The 24747-nt window shown below is 40.4% G+C and carries 28 protein-coding genes and 1 other annotated feature; of the genes, 20 read left to right on the forward strand and 8 right to left on the reverse strand.

Annotated elements, in window-relative coordinates:
• The first annotated feature begins 4 nt into the window (after positions 1 to 4).
• The 16 genes from mnmA (at position 5) to B7E06_RS09530 (ending at position 14601) form a co-directional block, all read left to right on the forward strand.
• On the forward strand, positions 5 to 1117 hold the full coding sequence (mnmA, locus tag B7E06_RS09460; protein WP_082233742.1) for a tRNA 2-thiouridine(34) synthase MnmA: 1113 nt from the start codon (positions 5 to 7) through the stop codon (positions 1115 to 1117).
• A gap of 64 nt (positions 1118 to 1181) precedes the next feature.
• Complete coding sequence (locus tag B7E06_RS09465; RefSeq protein ID WP_082233743.1) at positions 1182 to 1844, forward strand: tetratricopeptide repeat protein; 663 nt, start codon at positions 1182 to 1184, stop codon at positions 1842 to 1844.
• A gap of 21 nt (positions 1845 to 1865) precedes the next feature.
• Positions 1866 to 4190: an SF1B family DNA helicase RecD2 gene (gene recD2, locus B7E06_RS09470; RefSeq protein WP_082233744.1), complete on the forward strand. Its 2325-nt coding sequence runs from the start codon at positions 1866 to 1868 to the stop codon at positions 4188 to 4190.
• 55 nt (positions 4191 to 4245) lie between these two features.
• Complete coding sequence (locus B7E06_RS21860; RefSeq protein ID WP_179134031.1) at positions 4246 to 4422, forward strand: hypothetical protein; 177 nt, start codon at positions 4246 to 4248, stop codon at positions 4420 to 4422.
• Positions 4423 to 5496, forward strand: coding sequence for an AI-2E family transporter (locus B7E06_RS09475; RefSeq protein ID WP_082233745.1), 1074 nt, complete (start codon positions 4423 to 4425; stop codon positions 5494 to 5496). It abuts the gene before it with no gap.
• Positions 5497 to 5539: 43 nt separating this feature from the next.
• Positions 5540 to 5751: a binding site (T-box leader), on the forward strand.
• A 66-nt stretch (positions 5752 to 5817) separates the two neighbouring features.
• Complete coding sequence (gene alaS / locus B7E06_RS09480) at positions 5818 to 8454, forward strand: alanine--tRNA ligase (RefSeq protein WP_082233746.1); 2637 nt, start codon at positions 5818 to 5820, stop codon at positions 8452 to 8454.
• Between the two features lie 63 nt (positions 8455 to 8517).
• Entirely contained in the window at positions 8518 to 8787 is a 270-nt protein-coding gene (locus B7E06_RS09485) for an IreB family regulatory phosphoprotein (protein ID WP_082233747.1), read from the forward strand.
• Positions 8787 to 9203, forward strand: a complete 417-nt coding sequence (gene ruvX / locus B7E06_RS09490) for a Holliday junction resolvase RuvX (RefSeq protein ID WP_082233748.1) — start codon at positions 8787 to 8789, stop codon at positions 9201 to 9203. The genes B7E06_RS09485 and ruvX overlap by 1 nt, the downstream gene beginning before the upstream one ends.
• A 13-nt stretch (positions 9204 to 9216) precedes the next feature.
• Positions 9217 to 9501 carry a DUF1292 domain-containing protein gene (locus tag B7E06_RS09495; protein WP_082233749.1) on the forward strand — a complete coding sequence of 95 codons (285 nt, stop codon included), beginning with the start codon at positions 9217 to 9219 and terminating at the stop codon, positions 9499 to 9501.
• Between the two features lie 131 nt (positions 9502 to 9632).
• Complete coding sequence (gene mltG, locus B7E06_RS09500) at positions 9633 to 10724, forward strand: endolytic transglycosylase MltG (protein WP_245807713.1); 1092 nt, start codon at positions 9633 to 9635, stop codon at positions 10722 to 10724.
• A gap of 98 nt (positions 10725 to 10822) precedes the next feature.
• On the forward strand, positions 10823 to 11452 hold the full coding sequence (locus tag B7E06_RS09505; protein ID WP_143414478.1) for an O-methyltransferase: 630 nt from the start codon (positions 10823 to 10825) through the stop codon (positions 11450 to 11452).
• A gap of 40 nt (positions 11453 to 11492) precedes the next feature.
• The gene (gene udk, locus B7E06_RS09510) at positions 11493 to 12137 is read left to right on the forward strand and encodes a uridine kinase (RefSeq protein WP_082233752.1); all 645 of its coding nucleotides are present in this window, start codon (positions 11493 to 11495) and stop codon (positions 12135 to 12137) included.
• Between the two features lie 127 nt (positions 12138 to 12264).
• Positions 12265 to 12744: a transcription elongation factor GreA gene (greA, locus tag B7E06_RS09515; RefSeq protein ID WP_082233753.1), complete on the forward strand. Its 480-nt coding sequence runs from the start codon at positions 12265 to 12267 to the stop codon at positions 12742 to 12744.
• Between the two features lie 124 nt (positions 12745 to 12868).
• A complete protein-coding gene (locus B7E06_RS09520; RefSeq protein WP_082233754.1) occupies positions 12869 to 13597 on the forward strand; it encodes a YrrS family protein in 729 nt (242 codons plus the stop codon).
• Positions 13598 to 13615: 18 nt separating this feature from the next.
• A complete protein-coding gene (mtnN, locus tag B7E06_RS09525; RefSeq protein ID WP_082233755.1) occupies positions 13616 to 14308 on the forward strand; it encodes a 5'-methylthioadenosine/S-adenosylhomocysteine nucleosidase in 693 nt (230 codons plus the stop codon).
• A gap of 65 nt (positions 14309 to 14373) precedes the next feature.
• Positions 14374 to 14601: a YrhC family protein gene (locus tag B7E06_RS09530; protein ID WP_082233756.1), complete on the forward strand. Its 228-nt coding sequence runs from the start codon at positions 14374 to 14376 to the stop codon at positions 14599 to 14601.
• A 477-nt stretch (positions 14602 to 15078) separates the two neighbouring features.
• Here the strand turns inward: B7E06_RS09530 and sigK are convergent, their stop codons facing one another.
• From sigK to sda, 8 genes are all read right to left on the reverse strand, one after another.
• Positions 15079 to 15792, reverse strand: a complete 714-nt coding sequence (gene sigK, locus B7E06_RS09535; RefSeq protein ID WP_082233757.1) for an RNA polymerase sporulation sigma factor SigK — start codon at positions 15790 to 15792, stop codon at positions 15079 to 15081.
• 128 nt (positions 15793 to 15920) lie between these two features.
• A complete protein-coding gene (gene mnhG, locus B7E06_RS09540) occupies positions 15921 to 16301 on the reverse strand; it encodes a monovalent cation/H(+) antiporter subunit G (protein ID WP_082233758.1) in 381 nt (126 codons plus the stop codon).
• Positions 16282 to 16593, reverse strand: coding sequence for a monovalent cation/H+ antiporter complex subunit F (locus B7E06_RS09545; protein ID WP_082233759.1), 312 nt, complete (start codon positions 16591 to 16593; stop codon positions 16282 to 16284). The genes mnhG and B7E06_RS09545 overlap by 20 nt, the downstream gene beginning before the upstream one ends.
• The gene (locus B7E06_RS09550; protein ID WP_082233760.1) at positions 16593 to 17069 is read right to left on the reverse strand and encodes a Na+/H+ antiporter subunit E; all 477 of its coding nucleotides are present in this window, start codon (positions 17067 to 17069) and stop codon (positions 16593 to 16595) included. The genes B7E06_RS09545 and B7E06_RS09550 overlap by 1 nt, the downstream gene beginning before the upstream one ends.
• Positions 17070 to 17076: 7 nt before the next feature.
• On the reverse strand, positions 17077 to 18564 hold the full coding sequence (locus tag B7E06_RS09555) for a Na+/H+ antiporter subunit D (RefSeq protein WP_082233761.1): 1488 nt from the start codon (positions 18562 to 18564) through the stop codon (positions 17077 to 17079).
• Entirely contained in the window at positions 18557 to 18895 is a 339-nt protein-coding gene (locus tag B7E06_RS09560; protein ID WP_082233762.1) for a Na(+)/H(+) antiporter subunit C, read from the reverse strand. Before B7E06_RS09560 ends, B7E06_RS09555 begins: the two co-directional genes overlap by 8 nt.
• A 3-nt stretch (positions 18896 to 18898) precedes the next feature.
• A complete protein-coding gene (locus tag B7E06_RS09565; protein WP_082233763.1) occupies positions 18899 to 21229 on the reverse strand; it encodes a Na+/H+ antiporter subunit A in 2331 nt (776 codons plus the stop codon).
• Between the two features lie 243 nt (positions 21230 to 21472).
• The gene (sda, locus tag B7E06_RS09570) at positions 21473 to 21634 is read right to left on the reverse strand and encodes a sporulation histidine kinase inhibitor Sda (RefSeq protein ID WP_082233764.1); all 162 of its coding nucleotides are present in this window, start codon (positions 21632 to 21634) and stop codon (positions 21473 to 21475) included.
• Positions 21635 to 21967: 333 nt separating this feature from the next.
• Between sda and B7E06_RS09575 the strand changes: the two genes are divergently transcribed.
• Genes B7E06_RS09575 through yhbY form a run of 4 tightly spaced genes read left to right on the forward strand, consistent with a single transcriptional unit; the run spans position 21968 to position 24739 of the window.
• Positions 21968 to 22504: a YqeG family HAD IIIA-type phosphatase gene (locus tag B7E06_RS09575; RefSeq protein WP_082233765.1), complete on the forward strand. Its 537-nt coding sequence runs from the start codon at positions 21968 to 21970 to the stop codon at positions 22502 to 22504.
• Positions 22492 to 23592 carry a ribosome biogenesis GTPase YqeH gene (gene yqeH, locus B7E06_RS09580; RefSeq protein ID WP_082233766.1) on the forward strand — a complete coding sequence of 367 codons (1101 nt, stop codon included), beginning with the start codon at positions 22492 to 22494 and terminating at the stop codon, positions 23590 to 23592. The genes B7E06_RS09575 and yqeH overlap by 13 nt, the downstream gene beginning before the upstream one ends.
• Before the next feature lie 17 nt (positions 23593 to 23609).
• Positions 23610 to 24449 (forward strand): shikimate dehydrogenase, encoded by an 840-nt coding sequence (gene aroE, locus B7E06_RS09585; protein WP_082233767.1) that lies wholly within the window; start codon positions 23610 to 23612, stop codon positions 24447 to 24449.
• Positions 24449 to 24739 carry a ribosome assembly RNA-binding protein YhbY gene (yhbY, locus tag B7E06_RS09590; protein WP_082233768.1) on the forward strand — a complete coding sequence of 97 codons (291 nt, stop codon included), beginning with the start codon at positions 24449 to 24451 and terminating at the stop codon, positions 24737 to 24739. Before aroE ends, yhbY begins: the two co-directional genes overlap by 1 nt.
• Positions 24740 to 24747: the final 8 nt, after the last annotated feature.

The raw sequence follows: 24747 nt of genomic DNA on the forward strand, positions 1-24747 counted from the left end.
AAACATGAAAGACCCTAAAGATACAAGAGTAGTTGTAGGGATGAGCGGCGGTGTCGATTCATCTGTTTCTGCTCTTCTACTTAAACAACAAGGGTATGACGTTATCGGTATCTTTATGAAAAACTGGGATGATACAGATGAAAATGGAGTGTGTACAGCAACAGAGGATTATGAAGATGTTATTCGAGTCTGCAACCAACTTGATATTCCGTATTATGCGGTGAACTTTGAAAAGCAATACTGGGATAAAGTGTTTACCTACTTTTTAGATGAATATAAAGCCGGAAGAACGCCAAATCCTGATGTGATGTGTAATAAGGAAATAAAGTTTAAAGCATTTATGGAGCATGCGATGTCCCTGGGTGCCGATTATTTAGCAACCGGCCATTACGCCCAGGTTCAGGAAGTCAATGGTGAGTATCAGATGCTTCGTGGTGTGGATAATAACAAGGATCAAACTTACTTTTTAAATCAACTTTCCCAGGATGTGCTCTCAAAAGTCATGTTCCCATTGGGACATCTGGAAAAAAAGGAAGTACGCCGAATCGCAGAAGAACACGAACTTGCTACGGCCAAGAAAAAAGATTCAACTGGCATTTGCTTTATTGGCGAGCGAAACTTCAAAGAATTCCTCAGTGAATATCTTCCTGCACAGCCGGGAGAAATGCAGACTCTTGAAGGTGAAGTTAAAGGAAAGCATGACGGCCTGATGTATTACACACTCGGCCAGCGTCAAGGCTTAGGCATTGGCGGGGCAGGAGACCCCTGGTTTGTTGTCGGAAAAAACCTTGAAGATAACATTTTATATGTTGGTCAAGGATACCATCATGAGGCGCTTTATTCTGACGGTTTAACCGCTGTGGATGCAAACTGGACGAGAGGTGCTGCCCCTAAAGAAGCTTTTGACTGTACAGCGAAGTTCCGCTATCGTCAGGAAGACAGTCCTGTCACTGTATATCCTCAGAAAGATGGAACCGTTCAGGTTGAATTCAAAGAAGCGGAGCGCGCCATTACTCCTGGCCAGGCCGTTGTATTTTATGAAGGCGATGTGTGTCTTGGTGGAGCTACAATTGATAAAATTATTAAAGAAAATAAACCGCTGACTTATGTCGGCTGATTAAGAGTAGATTAATGGCCATGTCCATATGGTAGGGGACATGGCCTTTTTAGGAGGAATACTAATGAACAAGTTAGAACAGGCCATTGAGAATATGCAGCAGCAAAACTTTGAAAAAGCCACTCAGCTTTTTACGGAAGCTATCGATGAAAATCCAAAAGATCCGGTAGGCTATATCAATTTTGGAAATCTGCTTATCCATGTAGGGGAGTACGAAAGAGCAGAACGTTTTTTTAACAGAGCTATTGAACTTGATGAAACAGCTGCTACTGCTTATTACGGATTGGGAAATGTTTTTTATGAACAGGAAAAATACACAAAGGCCCAGGCTCAGTTTCTGCAGGCGATTGAAAAAGGACTTGATGAAGCAGATGTTCATTTTATGCTTGGAATGACATTCGTTCATCAGGATTATACGAAGCTTGCTCTGCCATATTTGCTTCGCGCGGCCGAGCTTAATTCTGAGGATGTGGACATTCAGTTTCAATACGGGCTCTGTCTTGCCCAAAATGGCCAGTTAGAAGCAGCTGAAGAAGCTATGAAGTCTGTGCTAAAATTAGAAGAAACACATAGTGATGCCTATTATAACTTAGGGGTTGTGGCTCTTCACCGTGAGGATGCTTCAGGAGCACTTAAATATTTCCGCAAAGCACTTGAACACAACCGTGAGCACATGCTGGCTGCCCATGCGAAAGCACAAGTTGAACAAGCATTAGGCGAAGAATAATTTAAAGGGGAACATAAAGTCATGGAAGAACATACGCTTTTTTCAACGTCCGGTGAAGAAGAAAAGCCTTTTATTAAAGGCCGGTTAAACCGAATGATTTTTCATAAAGAATCAGAGGTTTTCTCGATCGCTTTAATTCAGGTTACGGAATCAAGCGAAGATGTCGAAGAGAAAAGTATAGTGATTAAAGGACATTTTCCTCCACTTGAGGAAGGGGAAACGTATGTTTTTTATGGGACGCTTCAGAACCATAAAAAGTTCGGCCGCCAGTATCAGGTGGATTTTTATCAGAGGGTAATGCCAGAAACGAAGGATGGTATTATTGCTTACCTTTCTAGTGATCTGTTTCATGGGATCGGAAAGAAAACAGCCGAACGAATTGTAGAAGAATTAGGGGATCAAGCGGTTTCTATGATTTTGAATAATGCCGATGTGCTTGACCGTATCCCGAAGCTTGCTAAAGAGAAAAAGAAACAGCTGCATGATGCTCTTCTCGAACATCAAGGATTTGAGCATGTCATGATCCATCTTAATAAGTACGGTTTTGGTTTGAAGCTGTCGCAAAAAATTTATCAGGCGTTTAAAGATCAGACATTAAGTATTATTGAGGAAGATCCTTATCAGCTTGTCTTTGAAGTGGAAGGTTTCGGGTTTCACCGAGCAGACGAGATGGCAAAGGTCCAGGAGCTTCCAGAAGATCACCCAACAAGGCTGAGGGCGGCTTGTATTTACATTATGCAGCAAAGCTTATCTGCAGGCCATGTTTATTTGCCAACAGAAGTCTGCCTCACTCAAGTGGAAACATTATTAAACCGCGGCAGTTCTGAAGCAAAAGTTTCATTTGAACAGCTTTCCCAACAGGTAATCGAGTTAGCGGAAAATCGTTATGTTTTTATTGAAGAAGACCGTATATACCTGCCTTCTTTATATTACGCGGAAAACGGGTTCTGTCATCAGCTCGAACGGATAACATCAGATGAGCTCGAAATTGAATTTACCCAGGCGGATCTCATGAAAATTATCGGAGATATTGAAGAAAAAGAATCTATCAGCTATGGGGAAGATCAATTTAATGCGATTGAAAAAGCTCTCCATTCGAAAGCCATGATCTTAACAGGGGGACCAGGTACTGGAAAAACTACGGTTATCAAAGGGATCATACAGTCTTATGCAATACTTAATGAACTGTCCACTGATCCTAAGGATTATGCTCAGGGTGATCCATTTCCTTTCATTCTTGTTGCGCCAACAGGAAGAGCGGCCAAGAGAATGACAGAATCAACTGGACTTCCGGCAAGTACGATCCATCGGTTATTAGGCTGGGATGGGCACGAAACTTTTGATAAAAACCAAAACAATCAGCTGGAAGGCCAGATTTTAATTATTGACGAATTTTCAATGGTTGATATGTGGCTTGCGAATCAGCTGTTTCGAGCTATCCCCTCAGATATGCAAGTGCTTATTGTAGGAGATGAGGATCAGCTTCCCTCTGTGGGCCCGGGCCAGGTCCTTGCAGACTTGTTAAAGTCTGGTTCGGTGCCGTCCGTTAACTTGAAGGAAGTATACCGGCAAAAAGAAGGTTCAAAAATTATCCAGCTGGCCCATGAAATAAAAAATGATGAGTGTACGGCAGCTTCCTTAACTAAAGACAATGACTTTAATTTTATACCAGCCGGTGAGCATCAAATTAAAGAGCTGGTTACAAACATTGTTAAAAAAGCGTTAGACAAAGGGATTGAACTTCGTGAAGTCCAGGTTTTAGCCCCTATGTACCGCACCGATGTCGGCATTCACCAATTAAATGAAGAGATTCAGAATACCGTCAATCCAAAAAGCAGTCAGAAGCGAAACATTACATTTAAAGAAGTGGATTATCGAAAAGGCGACAAGGTAATCCAACTGGTCAATCAGCCGGAAGATGGTGTTTATAATGGGGACATCGGAGAAATAGCTGCTATTTTCCGTGCAGAAGAAAACGTCGATCAAGTGGAACAAGTAGTCGTTGAATATGATAACAAAGAAGTCGTTTATCCCAAAAAGGATTTGAACAATATCATGCACGCATACTGCACATCCATTCATAAGTCACAGGGCAGTGAATTCTCGATCGTTATTCTTCCGGTGGTCAGAAGCTACCGTAGGATGCTTCGGAAAAACCTGTTATATACGGCAATTACAAGATCTAAACAATCCCTGATTATATGCGGGGATCAGCAGGCTTTTCTTGAAGGAGTACAGACGACAGATACAAACCTAAGGTATACCCATCTGGCAGAAAAGCTTCAACAAGAAGAGATGCCGGCCGTGGAAGAAGAGGAAGATCTATCACCTTATGATTTTATGTAATGTATAAATTGGAATTCATAGGGTTAGACTAGCAGACAAAAAGGAGTCTGCTCTTATGAAGTGTCCAAATTGTCAAGGGAAAAACCTTGGGCGTATCGGAAATGAACAATATTACTGCTGGACATGTTGTATTGAACTGTCTGTAAATAAAGACAAAATTGACGTTCATCAAATCGAGGAAGACGGCAGCTTAAGCTCACTAAACGATCTATTTTATCAATCGGGATCTTAAATGAATAAAACAATTGTGAAGTGGGGAGTGCGGATTTCAGTTTTTTTCGTCGTCCTGCTCATGCTGCTCTTCCTTGCCTGGATATTTCCTTATTATGACCATGTAGTAATGGTGATTCTCAGAATTATCACCCCTTTTATTATTGCTATAGTCATCGCCATGCTCCTTCATCCTGTAGTAAAGTATTTGCAGCAATTTGGATTGAATCGGGTGCTGGCAATCCTGTTCATTTTTATCATTTTTTTTACATTGTCAGGTTACGGGATTTACCGCGGGTATCCCCATCTCGTCCAGCAGGTCAAGCTGTTAAATGATCAGCTTCCATCGGTTATCGAAGCCTATCAGAACTGGACACGGGAGTTCTATAAACAGACAGAGCGTCTACCCGACGGGCTTCACGAAAGAGTAGAAGACGGCTATCTGCGCCTTGAAACGTGGCTGAACACAAAGCTGATGGCAATAATGTCAGGAATGAGCGGTATTTTTAACCTTATCGTACTCCTTGCAGTTATTCCTGTCATGACTTTTTATTTTTTAAAAGACTATCATTATATTATGAATGCTCTGCTAAAACTTTCTCCAAGAAAGTGGCATAGGGAAGCTGTCAGGCTGACGAAAAAATTGAACCACTCGCTCGGCGGTTATATTAGAGGCCAACTGGTTATCAGTTTGTTTGTAGGTGGACTTGCATCGATAGGTTTTTGGCTGGCAGGACTTCCGTATCCACTCGTCCTTGGTGTGGTGGCCGGTATCACTAATATCATTCCCTACTTCGGGCCATTAATCGGAGCCGTCCCAGCTTTAATCGTGGCAGCGACAATCTCTGTGAAGGTCATCCTTTTAACAGTGATTGTAATCGTAATTATTCAACTTACAGAAGGGAATCTTTTGTCCCCTTATATTATGGGGAGGAGTATTCATATCCACCCGCTTCTTATTATCTTTGCACTTCTAGCGGGGGGAGAATTGGCGGGCGTACCGGGTATGGTGCTGGCTGTACCTGTCTTAACATGCATAAAAGTAATCATGGAAGAGATATATCATGCCCGCGCGGCCCGAAACGTTGACAGATAAACATAAATTTTCTATAATTACGCATATCTACACTATATGAACGATGAATACGAAGAAGGAAAAAAGTAAACAGCCCGCCGTTCTAAAGAGAGGTTCTTCCCCAGGCTGAAAGAAGAACTGAAAAGGCCCTGTTGAAAGCTATTCTTGAGTGCGGCTAATCACCGCCGGTCTTTCGCGCCGTTATCCGCGATATGAGTGACAGGCAATTTTGCTTGTAATCAGGGTGGTACCGCGGATTTAAATCCCGTCCCTGCCAAAATCGGCAGGGACGGGATTTTTTCGTTTGTATAGAGATTGAATCAAACCAAGGAGGCTTATTATATGAAAAACTTAACATCAGCAGACGTAAGACAGATGTTCCTGGACTTTTTTAAAGAAAAAGGTCATGACGTGGAGCCGAGTGCTTCTCTAGTACCGCATGAGGATCCTTCTCTTCTATGGATAAACAGTGGGGTAGCTACCTTAAAGAAGTATTTCGATGGACGGGTTATTCCGGAAAATCCTCGAATTGTTAATGCACAAAAGTCCATTCGAACGAATGATATTGAAAATGTAGGGTTTACGGCCCGTCACCATACGTTTTTTGAAATGCTGGGTAACTTCTCTATTGGTGACTACTTCAAAGAGGAAGCCATTGAATGGGGATGGGAATTCCTTACAAGCCCTGACTGGATTGGATTTGACCCGGCTAAGCTTTCGGTAACTGTCCATCCTGAAGATGACGAAGCTTATGCGATTTGGAAAGATAAAATAGGAATTGATGAAGAAAGAATTATCCGTATCGAAGAAAACTTCTGGGATATTGGAGAAGGTCCGAGTGGTCCAAATACAGAAATTTTCTACGACCGTGGGGAGAAGTACGGCAATGATCCGTCTGACCCTGAACTTTATCCGGGAGGCGAAAATGAAAGGTATCTGGAAATCTGGAATTTAGTATTCTCCCAGTTTAATCACAATCCAGATGATACCTATACTCCGCTGCCGAAGAAAAACATTGATACTGGAATGGGTCTTGAACGTATGGTCTGTGTTATTCAGAATACAGAGACAAACTTTGAAACAGATCTATTTCTTCCAATAATTCAGGCTGTTGAAAAAATCTCCGGCGTACCGTATGGCGAAAAACAGGAACAGGATTCAGCCTTTAAAGTAATTGCCGATCATATGCGGACTGTCAGTTTTGCAGTGAGCGATGGAGCACTCCCGTCAAATGAAGGGCGAGGCTATGTGCTCAGACGCCTGCTTCGCCGTGCTGTAAGATTTGCAAAGCAGATCAATATAAATGAGCCGTTTATGTTCAAACTGGTTCCTGAAGTGGCTGGTATTATGAATGACTTTTATCCGGATATCCGTAAGAAACAAGAATTTATTCAAAATGTGATTAAGACAGAAGAAGAGCGATTCCATGAAACTTTAAATGAAGGACTTACGATTCTGTCTACTATTATGAAAGAAGAGACAGCCAAAGGAAGTAATGTGTTCCCAGGAAGTGAAGTGTTCCGCCTCTATGATACGTTTGGGTTTCCTAAAGAACTAACGGAGGAATATGTGGCCGAGGCCGGGTTCACTATTGATGAAGAAGGCTTCCAGAATGAAATGGAAAAACAGCGGGAGCGTGCTAGAAGTGCCCGCCAGAAATCAGACAGCATGCAGATTCAGGATAGCGTACTTGGCGATATAAATGTGAAAAGTGAATTCGTCGGTTATGAGACATTGAGCGCAGAAGCGACCGCAGTTGAGATAATTAAAGATAATGAGCTTGTAGAGTCAGCAGCTGAAGGGGATACGGTTTACCTCTTTTTAGATCAAACTCCTTTCTATGCAGAAAGTGGTGGACAGATTGCTGATAAAGGGATGCTGAAGAATCAAGACACAGAGCTAGAGGTAACGAACGTTCAGAAAGCTCCTAACGGGCAGCATATGCATGAAGCAATTGTTCTAAAAGGTATGATCAAGAAAGGGGCTCAATTCACAGCGGTAGTAAATAAAGAGACCCGTTCTTACATCGTGAAGAACCATACTGCTACACATTTGCTTCACCAGGCCTTGAAAGATGTTTTAGGTGAGCACGTAAATCAAGCCGGATCGCTTGTAGCTCCTGACCGACTTCGATTTGATTTTTCACACTTCGGTTCAGTTTCAGAAGCTGAAATGGAACAAATCGAACAAATGGTAAACGAAAAGATATGGAAATCTATTCCTGTAAGTATTGAAACTAAATCACTAGAAGAAGCAAAGGAACAAGGGGCAATGGCCTTGTTCGGCGAAAAATATGGTTCTGAAGTACGCGTTGTGCAAGTTGGTGATTACAGTTTGGAACTGTGTGGAGGCTGCCATGTTGTTAACACGGCAGAAATCGGATTGTTTAAAATTATCAGCGAGACAGGTATTGGTGCTGGTACAAGACGTATAGAAGCTGTAACCGCAAAAGGGGCTTACGAGTATTTAAGCGGTAAGGAAGCTCTTTTAAAGCAGGCCGGCGAACTGCTTAAATCTAAGCCTAATCAGCTGATTGATCGTATTTATAGCGTGCAGGATGAGATAAAATCCTTACAGCGAGAAAATGAATCATTAGCCTCAAAATTATCGAACATGGAAACAGCCTCAATTTTTGAAGAAATCGAAGCTGTTGAGGGAGTTAACCTACTGGCTAAAAAAGTGGACGTTAAAGATATGAATGCCTTACGAAATATGATGGACGATCTCAAACAGAAGACAGATTCGGGCGTATTTCTCCTTGCTGCAACGAGTGGAGAAAAAGTTCAGCTGATCGCAGGAGTTTCTAAAGATCTCATTGAAAAAGGCTTTCATGCAGGCAACCTAATTAAAGAGGCTGCAGCGATCTGTGGAGGCGGAGGAGGCGGCCGTCCTGACATGGCACAGGCAGGCGGTAAAGATCCTTCCAAAATTTCCGAAGCTTTAGCATATGCAAAAGAATATGTAAAAAGCAATGCTTAGTTTTTAAATTATAGTAAATAAGTATATAATGAAAGAAACATTAAAAGTGCGAGGTGATCTTAAATGAGTTCGATGGATAAAACAATGCGATTTAATTTCTCAGAGGAGCCATTTGATAAGGATGTCCGATCCCTGCTGCTTTCTGTTCACAATTCTTTAGAGGAGAAAGGCTATAACCCTATTAATCAAATTGTAGGCTATCTGTTATCTGGAGACCCAGCATATATTCCTCGCCACCAGGATGCAAGAAACCTTATTCGCAGAATGGAAAGAGATGAATTAATCGAAGAATTAGTGAAGTTTTATTTAGAAAAGAATAAAGAGGAAGCTTAATGAAGAAAATAGGTTTGGACGTAGGAGAGAAAACAATAGGAATTGCCTTGTCGGATGCCATGGGTTGGACAGCGCAGGGAATTACTACTCTCCATTGGGATGAAAATGATTATTCCACAGTAAAGGAACCTTTGCGAAAAGTGTTGGAAGAAAATGAGGTTACTGAAGCGGTAATAGGTCTTCCTAAAAACATGAATGGCACAATTGGTCCTAGAGGAGAGGAAAGCCAGAGGTTTGCGAAATGGCTGGAGAGGGAATTCCAAATTAAAGTCCGGCTCTGGGATGAACGATTAACAACGATGGCGGCCGAACGCGTATTAATCGATGCAGATGTTAGCAGAAAGAAGCGTAAACAAGTGATTGATAAAATGGCAGCCGTTATCATTCTTCAAAGTTATTTAGACTCTATTCAATAAAGGAGGCCTTTTTATGGCTTTAGAAAAAGAAGAACGTATTATTATTCCCGATGAGAACGGAGAAGAGCATTTATTTGAGGTGCTTTTCACATTTGATGTAGATCAGACGGAGCAATCCTATATTGCCGTTGTACCGGCTGAACAAAAGGAAGGCGATGAAGTAGAAGTATATGCTTTCCGCTATGAAGAGAAGGGCAACGAAGAGGATGATCTGGCACTGTACCAGATTGAATCTGATGAAGAATGGGAAATGGTTGAAGAGATGTTAAATACTCTTACGGAAGAAGATTTAACTTAATAAGGTGTTAAAATAAAAGCTTAGGGCATTATAGCCTTAAGCTTTTTTTAAATCATTTGTTAAAATCCAATACGGTTAGATTATAAGTCGAAATTTGTAGTATAATGTAGCGGATGAAAGGAGGAGCTTTGGTGTCTGATTCGAAATTTAAAACAAATGAAGAAAGAAGCAAGGTACGAAGAATAGTTATTATTGTATTGGTTTCCTTGTCCGCATTATTATGCATTAGTGTCATCGCCGGGTATCTGTTCATACGTTCAGCTTTACAGCCGGTTGATTCCCAGGATGACAGTCAGATCCATGTTGAAATACCAATCGGATCTTCAACAGCACAAATTGCATCCACGCTGGAAAAGCATGGAGTTATAAAAAATGACCTCGTTTTCAGACTATATACGAAGTATAAAAATGTATCAGGCTTTCAAGCAGGTAATTATCAATTTACAGCTTCCATGACACATGATGAAATTATTGAGTCTTTAAAAGAAGGTAAACTCATAAAGGAGGCTGCTGTAAGTATAACGATTCCGGAAGGACGTAATATGGAGCAGATAGCCGAGAAGTATGCAAAGGAGTTTGAATTCACTAAGGATGAATTTTTGGAAAAAGCAAATGATGAAGGTTTTTTAAAGGAAATGATGGATAAGCATCCAGAACTTTTGAGTAAGGATATTTTAAATGAAGATATTCGTTATCCTCTTGAAGGATATCTTTTCTCTACCACTTACCAATATGAGGTGGAAAACCCGGGGATTGAGCAGATTATTGAAGATATGCTGATGGCTACTGAGGAAGTTGTTCTACAATATAAGGAACAGATAGAGGAAAGAGATTTAACTGTTCATGAAGCTCTTACAATGGCCTCGTTAGTAGAAAATGAAGCAAGAACAGAAGAAAATCGCAAAAAAGTGGCCGGAGTTTTTTACAACAGACTTGATGAGGACATGATGCTTCAGACAGATCCTACGGTTTTGTATGCGTTAGGTAAACATAAAGACCGGGTGCTGTATGAAGATCTTGAGGTAGATTCTCCTTATAACACATATAAGAATAAAGGACTTCCATCAGGACCAATCTCAAGCTTCAATCGCAATTCCCTTGAAGCAGCGATAAATCCGATTGAATCTGAATATCTCTATTTCCTGGCCGACGGTGAGGGAGAGATTTATTACTCAGAAACTTTAAAAGAACATAACAAATTGAAGAAAGAACACATTAACTGACAAAAGGAATGCGATTAATCCTCGCATTCCTTCTTTTGTATATGTTAAAATAATAGGGTTGCAATATAGAGTTTTATTTAGGAAGGGGTATTCTTTCCATGAATACATTTGAATACTTGCAGTCATTACTGCCCGAGCCCTCGGATAATGTAAAACAGCTGGAAGCCTATGCAAAAGAACATAATGTTCCGATTATGGAGCCGTTAGGTATAGATTTTTTAATGCAGTTAGTTAGAATGCATAAGCCTAATTATATTTTGGAGATCGGTACAGCTATCGGTTATTCTGCTTTACGGATGCTAGAAGCATCTCCGCACAGTCAAATCGTAACGATTGAAAGAGATGAACAAAGAATCAAAGAAGCAGAAAGTAATTTCCGTGCGTTTGAAGTTGAGGACAACGTGACCATTCTAAAAGGGGATGCTCTTGACTTAAAGAAAGATGCGGAAAAATCAGCTCCTTATGATATGTTATTTATTGATGCGGCTAAGGGCAAGTATGAAGATTTCTTTAATCTATATGCCCCTCTTCTTACGGAAAAAGGAATTATCATTTCAGATAATGTACTGTTTAAAGGATACGTGGCCGATCCATCTTCAGCCAACAGCCGACTAAATCAAATAGCTAAAAAGATAAGAACCTTTAATGAGAAGTTAAATGCTCGTGAGGATTATCATACAACCATCATCCCGATCGGTGATGGGGTAGCAATTACAGTGAAAAAATAAGAGAATACTGTAGTTGACAGGAAAGGAGATCCCGGAACAAATGAGTGATAAACCTGTTGTAATTGGTGTGGCCGGAGGAACAGGCTCAGGAAAAACAAGTGTTACTCGTTCGATTATCGAAAGATTTACAGATAAGACGTTATTAATGATAGAACAGGATTACTATTACAAGGATCAGAGTCATCTTCCAATGGAAGAGAGACTGAAAACCAACTATGACCATCCGCTTGCTTTTGATAATGATTTATTAATTGAACATATAAAACAGTTAATTGATCAAAAGCCAATTAGCAAGCCGGTTTATGATTACAAAATTCATACACGCTCTGATCAAACGATTCAGGTCGAGCCAAAAGAAGTTATTATCTTAGAAGGTATCCTCGTCCTGGAAGACGAGCGGCTGCGTGATTTAATGGACATTAAAGTATTTGTGGATACGGATGCAGATGTCAGGATTATTAGAAGAATGACAAGGGATATTAATGAGCGGGGCCGGACACTTGATTCGGTAATTGACCAATATATCAATGTGGTAAGACCGATGCATCTTCAGTTTGTGGAACCGACAAAGCGCTATGCAGATATTATTATTCCGGAGGGCGGACAGAATCATGTGGCCATTGATTTAATGGTGACTAAAATTCAGACTGTGCTGCGCGAAAAAGGTCAGATTATAAACAAATAAAATAGTTGAAAACTTGAATGAAATCTGGCATAGTTTGGATTAGAAGTTCTAGGTAGCCTGGCATTTGTATACCTTTATAGCACAAACTGGTTATCTATATTGTCGGATAGAAGGAGTGTAATGGAAAATGGCTCAAGAAAAAAATTATTATATGACAGAAGATGGAAAAAGAAAATTAGAAGAAGAACTCGATTATTTAAAAAATGAGCGCCGTAAAGAAGTTGTGGAAAGAATAAAAGACGCCCGCGGCTTTGGAGATCTTTCTGAGAACTCCGAATATGATGCAGCAAAAGACGAGCAGGCTTTTGTAGAAGCAAGAATTCAAACGGTTGAAAATATGATAAGAAATGCAGTAATTATTGAAAGTGATCAGGATAACCCGGACAGGGTCTCTATGGGTAAATCCGTTACTTTTCAGGAACTTCCAAATGGAGAAGAAGAAACTTACACAATAGTAGGAAGTGCAGAAGCGGATCCATTTGAAGGAAAAATTTCAAACGACTCACCTATGGCACAAAGTTTAATCGGCCATGAGGTAGGGGATCAGGTGTCTGTAGCCACCCCGGGTGGAGAGATTTTAGTGAAAATTGTAACGGTTACATCCTAATAGATGCAGAAGGCAGGGGGAATCCCTGCCTTTTTTACTATTTATTATTCAATTTTAAACGGTCGCAGGTTTTCATTCAGTTACGAATGAATTATGGTGGAATGAATCATAAGGAGGTAGCACAATGGCTGATAAGAGATCAACAAAAAGAACGGAACGTTTAGAAGAAAAAAAGTTAAGAGGAAAAAAACTAATGGTCTGGCTGGCAGGCATTGCAGCTATATTACTCATCGTTTTTATTTTTCAGCTTGCTGCAGGCGGAGATAATTCAGAGCAAAGTCAGGAGACAAGTACAGAAGATACTCAGAAGACGGATGATTCTGAAAGTAATGATGATAAGCAGGAGCAAGAGCAAGAGCTAAAAGTAGAGACTAAAGATGATGAAAAGGATTCAGACTCCAGTAAAGATAAAGAAAAAGATAAAGAAAAAGATAAAGAAAAAGATAAAGACAAAAAAGATAAGGAAAAAGAAAAAGAAAAAGATAAGAAAGAAGATAAAGACCGTAAAGTTGAAGAAGGAACCGAAGAAAACGTTGATAAAGTAATTACACAGGACTGGGAACCCGTAGGCACAGAACAGGATGTCTCAGGAAATCATAATCCAACCTTCCAGCAGGGCTCACAGGATTGGAATGAAATTATAAAAGCAGCAAGCGATGCAAGTGGTCTCAGTCAGAATGATATGATTCAGTGGAGAGTAGAGAACGCAGGCAATGGAAAGGTCAGTGCTACGCTTTCTGATAAGTCTCAGGACAATGTATATCGTGTGCTGGTGGAATGGGCCAATAATAAAGAAGGCTACCGGGCTGTTCAAGTCGAGGAGCTAAATGAAGTACCGTCACAATATAGATAATAGGGGGATTTCTCAACAATGGCTATTGGAATTATTGGAGCAATGGATGAAGAAATTGAATTATTAAAAAGTGAAATGAAAGTAAGGGAAGTCCATCATGCCGCAGGCAGTATTTTTATAGAAGGTGAATTAAAAGATCATTCAGTTGTGCTCCTGAAATCCGGAATTGGAAAAGTAAATGCTGCGATCGCCGCCACTATTCTTCACGAACGGTTTGATGTGGAAGAAGTTATTAATACAGGGTCTGCCGGTGGATTCGCAACAGATCTTGAAGTTGGGGATGTAGTAATCTCCACTACGGTCGTTTACCATGACGTAGACGTTACGGCATTCGACTACGATTACGGACAAGTTCCCGGCCTTCCCGCGGTCTTTACAGCAGATGAAGAAATGGTGAACCGGGCCTTCCAGGCAGTAGAAAACACTAATGCAAAAGCCCAAAAAGGTATTATTGCCACAGGAGATTCCTTTATGCAGGAAGAAACTCATGTTGAAACGGTAAGAGGCAGATTTCCAGATATGATCGCAGCAGAGATGGAAGCTGCCGCCATCGCTCAAGTCTGCCACAAATATGAAAAGCCATTTGTCATTATACGGGCGCTTTCGGACATTGCCGGCAAGGAATCTTCCATATCTTTTGATCAATTCCTTCCAAAAGCTGCGGAAAATGCAGCGGCAATCATTATGGCAATGCTTGAAAAGAAAGATTAGTAGGAATTACCACTTCTTAGGAGGCTGATTTATGTTACAATCATAGACAGCAGGAGGTGGGTAGAATGGACTCTAATAAGGTGCTAGAAGGCAAGGCTGCTGACTACAAAAGGTTTACCTTAACTTTGCTTATACTAAGTGGGTATTTGTATATCGGTGTGTTAATCAGTATGTTTGAGTATCATTCAACCGCATACAATTATCTCTTTGCTTTAATAGCCCTGTTATTAATAGCTGCTTTTCAGTTTGTTAGAAAGCTTCAATATATACAAAAAAAATTGTCCGAAGAATAAATACAGGAGCGGCTGTCAACTGACAGCCGCTCCTTATATTTTTAAAACTTTTTCTTTGTCCCGTTTGCTGGGCACGCGAAACGATTCACTTTCCATTGTCGAACGGTGAGCTTCCTCAGGCTAAAGCCCTCCGGGATCTCACCCTGTTCTATCCTCCCATATGAGTCTCGCCGTTTCCCCTGGCCCTTTATGTTTTTTTGAGTAACGGAACATTGAGTAGGAGAAGATTATTTCCATTAGAACGGTTACTGAAGCTACATTGTTCCGTTTATACTATCAATGGTAAAGAGAAAGTGAAATGGCGAGACTCCTGCAGGGAGATAGAGCTCAGGAGAAATCCGTGAGTGGAGCTAGCTCACCGGCTCCCCGTGAAAACGGGTCATTTCCCAGCCTTGTTTTCCATACCAATTAATCAGAACAGCCGGTTATTTCGATCAATTTAATAAATCATCTATAGATTAGATCCAAACGGTCAATCTAGCCGGACTGACCGTATTTACTCTGCTTGTAGAACTCATGAAAAATCTTCATAAGTGCTCTTTTTTCAATTCGAGACACGTAGCTTCTGGAAATACCGAGCTCTTTAGCAATTTCTCTTTGGGTACGTTCCTCTTCATCATTTAACCCATAGCGGTAAACAATCACTTCTTTTTCCCTTTCATCAAGAACTCCGATATATTGTTTAATCTGTTCGATTTCCATATGAAGCTGTATTTCCTCTACGATGTCAACGCCATCTGCCTGCAAAATATCGAGCAGGTTTAATTCATTTCCTTCTTTATCATGACCGATAGGATCTTGCAGTGAAATGTCCTTGCTCATCTTCTTAGTGGAACGTAGATGCATCAGGATTTCGTTTTCAATACACCGGGCAGCATAGGTGGCTAATTTAGTTCCTTTGCCTGTAGAGTAGCTCTCTATCCCTTTTATAAGGCCTATGGTTCCGATTGAGATCAGATCTTCAAAGTCTTCTTTAGTATTTTCGAATTTCTTCACTATGTGAGCAACAAGACGCAGGTTATGTTCGATCAGCTTATCTCTTGCTTCTTTATCCCCCTGATTCATGAGTTCCAACTGCTTAGCTTCTTCCTCTTTAGATAAAGGGTTGGGAAACGCCTGATTTTTGACATAAGAAAGAAAAAACAACGATTCTTTGAAAAAGTATAACAGGGAAGCGATCAAACTGCTCAAACACATACACCTCCTAATAAATTGGGCAACTGCCTACCTCAAGTGTATGTGCCGTAAAGTTATCACGTGCCTGTACGGCAGAAAATAAAAAACAGCCAGCGTGGATGCTGACTGTTTTAAACAATTTTTTAACTGTTCTCTTTTTGCTGCTCTTTCTGAATATGGTCTTTCCACTCATCGTACCCGCTTTTCTCCCAAAGTGGGACATCGCTTTTATACGCTGCTTTTCCTATCATATGTCCAGCTACAGGTGCGGTAAGCAAAATAAAAAATATCCCTAACAAGAGCTTTCCGCTGACATTTCCTGTCTCGACATACATAAAGATGAAGGCTCCTATAAGTATGCCTGCAACACCAAGGGTTGCGGCTTTAGAGGCCGCATGCAAACGGGTGTATACATCTGGGAAGCGAATAACACCAATAGAGCCAGATATTACAAAAAAGGTACCGAGAAGCAAGAACACTCCTATTACAATATATAAGATGAAATCAATCCATGTCCCGGTCAATAATAACACCCTTTTCTTCAAATTTTGTTAAAGCTATCGTTCCAATGAACAACAATATTCCTATAAGCAGAATGACATCGTTTAAGTGATTTGTGACCAGGAGAATAGCAATGAGACCGGCCAGTCCCATTACGTTTACGCCCAATCCATCTACCGCCATAATACGGTCCGGATTCGAGGGGCCGAAGACCACTCGATAGAGTAAAAGGATGACTGAGAATGATATGCCAAAGATAGAAATAATAGTAGCAATTTCTACAAAAAAGCGGGCCGATTCCAGTGCTTGTTCCATCAACGACTCACCTCCATAATTGCTTTTTCAAAGGTTTCTTTGATTTCTCTAATAGAGGACTCTAAGTCTTGTATATCCATCGCATGGATGAAAATAGTGGACTTATCCTCGCTGACCTCAAGTGAAAGGGTGCCGGGTGTCAGGGAAATCAGGTTGGCAAGCAGTGTAATCTCCCATTCTTTTTTAAGTTCTGTCGGGAGACCGAATATTCCGGGTTTTACGTCAATTTTAGGTTTATATACAAGTTTAACAATATCGATATTCGAGAGAATCAATTCTCTTATAAACAATAGAACCAGCTTTATGATACTAATAATACTCTGGAAATAAAATCGACCAGAAGTGAAACGATTCATCAAAAATAGGAGGGTAATTCCTAAAATATAGCCTACGGCAAATGTGGAAAAGGTATAGGATTCGCTTAAGAACATCCACATGATGGCTATTATAATATTAAGCACAATTTGAAATGTCATAAGTCTATTACTCCTTTAGTACAGAATCAATATAGATTTGCGGATCCATTAGATATTCTCCCATCCATTCAATGGAAGGATAAAACCATTCTGCACCTACCCCAAGCAGGATAGTAAGTGAGAGTAATACTCCTATCGGCCAGCTCATTTGCTTCACTATATGGCTTCTCTCTGGATGAGGAGGTGTTTCTGTACGTTCTCCCCAGAATCCACGGATGAAAATCCGAATCATTGAAAAAAGAATAAGCAGGCTAGAAACGAGAGAAGTAATGACAATCATAATCTGTTCCTCTGCCAGACCGCCCTGTATAAGCAGAAGCTTTCCTATAAAGCCGCTGAATGGCGGAATCCCTGCAAGTACGAGGGTTGCTATAAACATAAACCATCCGAGTACTGGATAGTGGTGGAGTAATCCGCCCATCTTCCTTAAATCCGAAGTGCCAGCTACATAGACAACAGCACCAATAAGCAGGAAGAGAGCACCTTTCACAATCATATCATTAATTAAATAGTAAATGGTTCCGCTTATTGAAGTCTCAGTAAAGATCCCTATCCCCATCAGCATAAATCCAACAGCAGGGATAATATTATAGGCTACAATTAACTTCACATTATGAGTAGATAAGGCTCCAATTACACCGAAAATCATAGTAAAGGCTGCCAAATAAATAAAGATTGTATGGGTAAGATCCGTCTCCCCGACAAAGATGAGTGTAAATACTCGAAGAAGAGAATAGACTCCTACCTTTGTCAATAATGCCCCAAATAAAGCAGAGACAACTGGATTAGGAACGATATAAGGTTTAGGCAGCCAGTAATAAAGCGGAAATACGGCTGCTTTTGTGGCAAAGACAAAGAAAAATAAAATCGCTATTGTCGTTAGGACGCCCGGCTGGTCTACTTCCTGTACACGCTGGGCCACCTGTGCCATATTTACCGTACCTACTACAGAATATAGAAACGCAATGGTTGTTACGAAAAGTATAGAGGAAAAGAGGTTGATCAGCACGTATTTTAAAGATTCACCAAGCTGTACTTTTCCATTTCCTAAAACGATCAATCCATAGGAGGCCATAAGGAGAACTTCGAAGAATACGAAAAGATTAAACAAGTCTCCTGTCATGAAAGCACCGCTTACTCCGCTGATCAGCATGAAGAAGAAGCTGTAAAAGTAAAAAGACTCCTGCTGTTTTGTAAGAGATTTAGGTGCGTAGAAGAGACAGGCAGCCGCCACAATGTTTGTCGTTAAAACTAAAGCTGAAGACAGCAAGTCGCCGACTAAAATAATACCAAATGGTGCTTCCCAGCTGCCGGTCTCCAATATAATTGTTCCATTGTTAAGCACGTAGACAAATACGTATGCCGCAAGGGCCAGGTTTAGTGTCATAAAAATCATGGAAGCTTTGCGTACGACAGGTGTATTTTTATTCAAAAAGGCCGCAAGTATTCCTGCTATGAGCGGCCAGGCTATTGTTAATGCAAGTAAGTTACTCATAATCGTTTCCCCTCAATTGTTCCATATTGTCTGTACCGTTCAGTTTGGAAGCCCGGTAAGCTAAGACAAGCAGTAAACTGGTTACCCCAAAACTGATAACAATGGATGTAAGGATTAACGCCTGGGGCAGGGGATCGGTATATTGTTCGATCCCCTCCGTTAAGATAGGAGGCGCACCGTGTTTTAGTTCCCCCATTGTCAGGATAAATAAGTGGGCCCCATGAGAAATTAAGGCGGTTCCGATAATGATTCGAAGCAATTGTTTCTGCAGGAGGTTATAGACGCCGGCAGCGAACAAAAAACCGGCTAAAATGACCATAGTTAATTCCATAGTTTATTCCTCCTTTTCTCTGCCTAAACGAATTAAACTGAAAATCGCCATAGCGGCTATACCTAACACCGCAATTTCAAATAGAGTATCCATTCCCCTGAAGTCTACTAGAATAACGTTAACGATATTATCTCCGCCGCCAAGTTTATAGGCATTGTCCACAAAGTAGCTTGAAATTGAATCAAATAGTTTATTACTGTGAGCGGAGATAGCTGTCATTATTAATAACAAACCAAAGCCGCCCGCTATTACTAAATTCGTTATTTCTGCCGTTACCGGTTCCTTGCGTGTTTTAAGGTCAGGCAAATGCCGGAATACAAGCATAAACAAAGCAACGGTTACAGTCTCAATAATAAATTGTGTAAGAGCCAGATCTGGTGCGCGATAAATAACAAACAGCATAGCTAGCCCATAACCAACCACACCAAGACTAAGGATGGCGGCCATTCTCTTATTAGAAACACTCGCTCCCACAGCTGAGATAATCATTAAAGCAGCGATCAATAGCTCGGGGATGGTTACCTCTGAAAGGTTATCATAAGAAATAGAAAATCCATCGGTAATCGCCATTACACTAAATGTCACTATTATAATAGCCGCAATAATTAACCGGACATAACGTCCCAGAGAGCCATTCATGTATCCATTGGTAATTACAGCAGAGTACCTTTCAGTTCGGTCTACTAAACCATCGTAGAATTTGTTCAAACTTAGTTTTCCTGGTACAGCTTTATATACCGGTGCCCATTTTGTACGGGTCAGGTAAAGAATTGTTCCGAATACCAATACAGCGATCGACATAATAAATGGTGGAATTATACCGTGCCAGAAATAGATTTTCTCTGCTATCACTGTACCTCCCACCGCGGAGGCCGCATGTTCAATAAATGGTTTATTGATCAAATCCGGGAACAGCCCAATGATGATAACACCTGCTGCTAAGATTATGGGTGAAATCAACATACCGATAGGAGCTTCATGAGGTTTTTTAGGCAGCTCATTAATTTGTGCTTGTCCCCTGAACGTCCCAAAAAAGAAATACATAGAGTAAACAAATGTGAAGATACTTCCAAATACCGCTAAGTATGGGAGTAGTGTTTGTAAAACACCGGAAAAGCCCCCAGCTGCAGCTTCCAGGTGTAAGGAAGCATCAAAGAAAAATTCTTTACTATAGAAACCATTTAGGAAGGGCAGGGGTACACCGGCCATTGAGAATGTTCCAAATAAAGCAAGAGTGGCGGTAATAGGAAGAAATGTCATAAGTCCGCCCAGTTTTCGAATATCACGCGTTCCTGTTTCATGGTCGACGATCCCTGCCACCATAAATAGGCTTCCTTTAAAAGTTGCATGGTTTAAGATATGGAAGACAGCGGCAAAAATGGCTACTTCTGTTCCAAAGCCAAGCATAGCCATGATCATCCCGAGTTGACTAATGGTTGAAAAAGCTAAAATTGCTTTTAAGTCTGTCTGTCTTACTGCCATGTAAGAACCCCAGCACAATGTTACGATACCAACAGTCGAAACGATCAGGAAAAACCATTCAGAAGAGGATAGCATTGGCGAGAAGCGGGCAACCAGGAAAATTCCCGCTTTAACCATCGTTGCTGAGTGCAAGTAGGCACTCACGGGAGTAGGAGCTTCCATAGCATCTGGGAGCCAGATGTGGAATGGAAACTGTGCAGATTTAGTGAAGGCTCCTAAAAGAATAAAGCCTAAAATCAGCGGGAAAAATTCGTGATTTAAAATCAGCTCCTGCTGACCGAGCATTTCCTGAATACTCGTTGTGTTTGTAATTACACTTAAGAAAACAAGTCCGCCGAGGAGGCTTAACCCCCCAAAGACGGTAATCAGCATTGATTTTAAAGCTCCGTAACGTGAAGCTTCTTTGTAATTCCAAAAACCGATTAATAGAAATGATGATAGAGATGTAAATTCCCAGAAAGTATAGAGTACAAAAACGTTATCTGAGAGAACGACTCCAAGCATAGATCCCATAAATAAAAGGAAATATACATAAAAATGACCCAGCTGCTCCGATTTATGTAAATAATAAATCGAGTAAAAAGCAACTAGGGAGCCAATACCACTAATGAGTAATACAAATAGTAAGCTCAATCCATCCAGGTGAAATACTAAATTCATATCCAAAGATGGCACCCATGTATATTCTTGCGTAACAGGTTCAAACCCTGTTCCTAAGAATTGTACAAAATAGATAAAAATTATTGCAGGGACAGCTGTTGCTGCGAACCCCGTATGAAATTTATCCTTCCATTTGCTTAGAAATGGAATAAAAATTGCGATAATAAAAGGCAATAATACAGCCAGTAGCATCTGGTTGTTCCTCCCTCGGCCAAAGATCATAGAAATTGTTATTGTTTCACTCAATTGTAATCAAAAAATGATGGATTATTCAACTATATACTATTCCCCTAGCGTATTGAGTGAATTCATTTTTTAATTCTTATAAATAAGAAGAGATACGTAAAAGTTAATTTAAAAAAAACCAATAAAAAAACGCCATTCCCCTTAATGGCGTTACTTGAATTTCATAATTTAATCCTTTTATGGAAATTTTTATCCCACTTGAAACGTTGACCGAGATTTTCGATCTACCAGATGATAGAGCTTTCTTTCGATGATTTCATTTTCTATTTGTTTAATGAATTCTCTTGATAGATTGAGCTGAAGTGCTTTGTGGTAAGATTGAAGTAACAGGGTATCAGATAATTGTTTCATCTATTTCTGCCTGAATCGGCAGCCACCTCCTGTTTATAAAAACGATAATGTTTTATTACTATCTCACCATATCACGGGAATGAGAAGCCTACAATAACCGGTTTATCTACAGTTAATTGTAGATAACTTTATTGAGTAACTATGCATTACCCTATTCTAATCATCGTTAAGGAGTGTGGAATATGTGTATAAACTTATCCACAGGCCCTCGCTGTCGCGATTTGTCGAACGATTTATTGCATTTCTTAAGAAATATAAGGATTGTTTTGAAACGCAGACTTATTTTGTATATGATTAGTAGGGAGATTTTGTCGTTAAGGATGGAGTGAAATTATGTTAAAGTTATTTCTACCTAACGAACACGTAGAAAGTGTTCATCATATAGACCCTGTAGAATTGAAAAATAAAGGAATAAAAGGTGTTATCACAGACCTTGATAATACACTGGTTGCCTGGGACCGGCCTGATGCTACTGAAGAAATTATTGAGTGGTTTAAAAAGATGGATGATCAGGGAATTCGGGTTATTATTGCTTCAAATAATAATGAAAAAAGAGTTAAACTCTTTTCAGAACCTCTGGATACAACTTTCATCCATAGTGCCAGAAAACCATTGGCACGGGCTTTTAAGAAAGCCCAGAAGGAGATGAAAGTAGATAAGGATGAACTCGTCGTCGTCGGTGATCAGCTCATGACTGACGTACTTGGAGGCAATCTGGCTGGTATTTATACGATACTCGTTGTACCAATAGTTAAAACTGATGGAGTTTTCACAAAGATCAACAGGAAAATTGAGCGGAGAATTCTAAAGTGGATGAAACGTAAAGGTAAAATCACCTGGCAGGAGGAAAAGGAACAATGGAAGAAATAATTTGTCAAGGCTGCGGAATTGCCATCCAGACTTCGGAACCCTCTGAACCGGGATATGCACCAAAGGCAGCTTTAAATAGAGAAGAAGTCATTTGTAAACGCTGCTTTCGCTTAAAACACTATAATGAAGTGCAGGATGTTCCTTATACGGACGATGACTTTCTTAAAATGCTGCAGGAAATCAGCGGCAGCAAGGCCCTTGTTGTTCAGCTTGTTGATATCTTTGATTTTAATGGAAGCTTTATTCCAGGGCTTAAAAGACTCACAGGCCAAAATCCCGTCGTGTTAGTTGGTAACAAAATAGACGTTCTTCCCCATTCCGCCAACCCTAATAAGGTAAAGCAGTGGCTGAGAGCTGCTGCTAAGGAGCAAGGACTTAAAGTGGAAGATGTCTTTCTTATCTCTGCCCAGACAGGACAGGGAATCGATGAACTTTCCTACTCGATAGATAAATACCGGGATGGAAGAGACGTATATGTGGTGGGAACGACGAATGTAGGGAAATCTACCTTTATAAATCGGCTCATTAATCAAACATCCGGGGCAGAAGATATAATTACTACTTCTTATTTCCCTGGTACTACCCTGGGTTTTATCGACATTCCGTTAGATGGAAATAGCTCTATGTACGATACGCCAGGTGTTATTCACAGGCATCAAATGGCCCATTATGTTTCAGATCATGACCTGAAATTAATTACTCCAAGGAAAGAAGTAAAGCCAAAAGTTTACCAGCTGAATGCTGAACAAACATTGTATTTTGGCGGTCTGGCTCGACTGGATTTTGAGTCGGGAGAAAGATCATCGTTTATTTGTTATTTTGCTAATGAACTGATCATCCATCGGACTAAACTTGAAAAAGCGGATGAGCTTTATGATAATCATCTAGGCGAGCTTCTTTCTCCGCCTGATAAAGAAACAATCAAGATCCTGCCGCCTTTGAAAGCTCACCAGTTCAAGGTTTCTGAAGACAAAACAGATATTGTATTTTCAGGGCTGGGCTGGGTTACGGTTCCTGCGGGCGGAGTAACAGTTACAGCTCATGTCCCTGAGGGGGTAAAAGTCTCCCTTAGACCATCGCTTATATAGATAGAAGGAGAGATAAGATGCTTCAATTTGGATTAATTGGATATCCTGCGGCACATTCGTTGTCACCCTGGATTCATGACCAATTTATGCGTGATCAAGGGATACAGGGAACGTACGATATTTTTGAGATTCCACCAGAGGAATTTGATGAGAAAATAAAGAAGTTAAAAGACTCTTCGCTTGATGGGTTTAATGTAACAGTGCCTTATAAAGAGAAAATAATTTCTCAACTGGATGAAATTGATGTAGCTGCTAAATTTCTTGGTGCCGTAAATACAGTAAAAGTGGAAGATGGCAGATGGATTGGATACAATACGGACGGCCACGGATTTTATAATTCTGTTGCCATCCGTTTTCCTAAGGCATTGGGCGCTGATAAAAAAGTGCTTTTGATCGGAAGCGGAGGAGCCGCAAGAGGGATTTATTATGCACTTCTACAGCGGGAAATGAGCGTTATTGATATAGCTAACAGGACAAAAGAAAAAGCAGCTAAAATTATTTCTGAATTAGATGGCGGCCGTTTTTCAAATGCTCTTTCTATTTCTGATGCCGAGAAGGCACTTAATAATTACGATGTGGTCATCCAGACAACTTCTGTAGGGATGTCGCCTAATGAGGATCAATCTATCGTAAAAATTATGGAGATTAAAGCTGACGCGCTCTTTAGTGATATCGTATACCGACCGCTTAAAACAACATTTCTGAAGCAGGCAGAAGCGTTAGATGCAAATCTTCATTTCGGCCATGAAATGCTTTTACACCAGGCTGCCGGAGCCTTTACCATATGGACGGGTACAACGCCTGACACACAAGCCATAATGAAAAAATTTGAAAACAAGCTAAGAGGAGATTCTTAATGTTAACAAGTAAAGATAAAAAGTATTTACGTAAACTGTCTCATGAGATTCAACCGATTTTCCAAGTCGGAAAGTCTGGAGTAAATGAAAACATGACCACTCAAATTTCGGAAGCTCTGGAGAAAAGAGAATTAATTAAAGTAAGTGTTTTGCAGAATAATTTTGAAGATAATCGGGAAGTAGCTGATCAGTTAGCTAAGGAAACGGGTTCCCATATCGTTCAAGTAATTGGAAATACTATTATTCTCTATAAGGAGTCAGAAGAAAATAAACAGATTCATCTGCCGTAAAGGAGCGC

It is taken from the genome of Halobacillus massiliensis (genome assembly GCF_900166625.1).
Lineage (GTDB): Bacteria > Bacillota > Bacilli > Bacillales > Halobacillaceae > Halobacillus_A > Halobacillus_A massiliensis.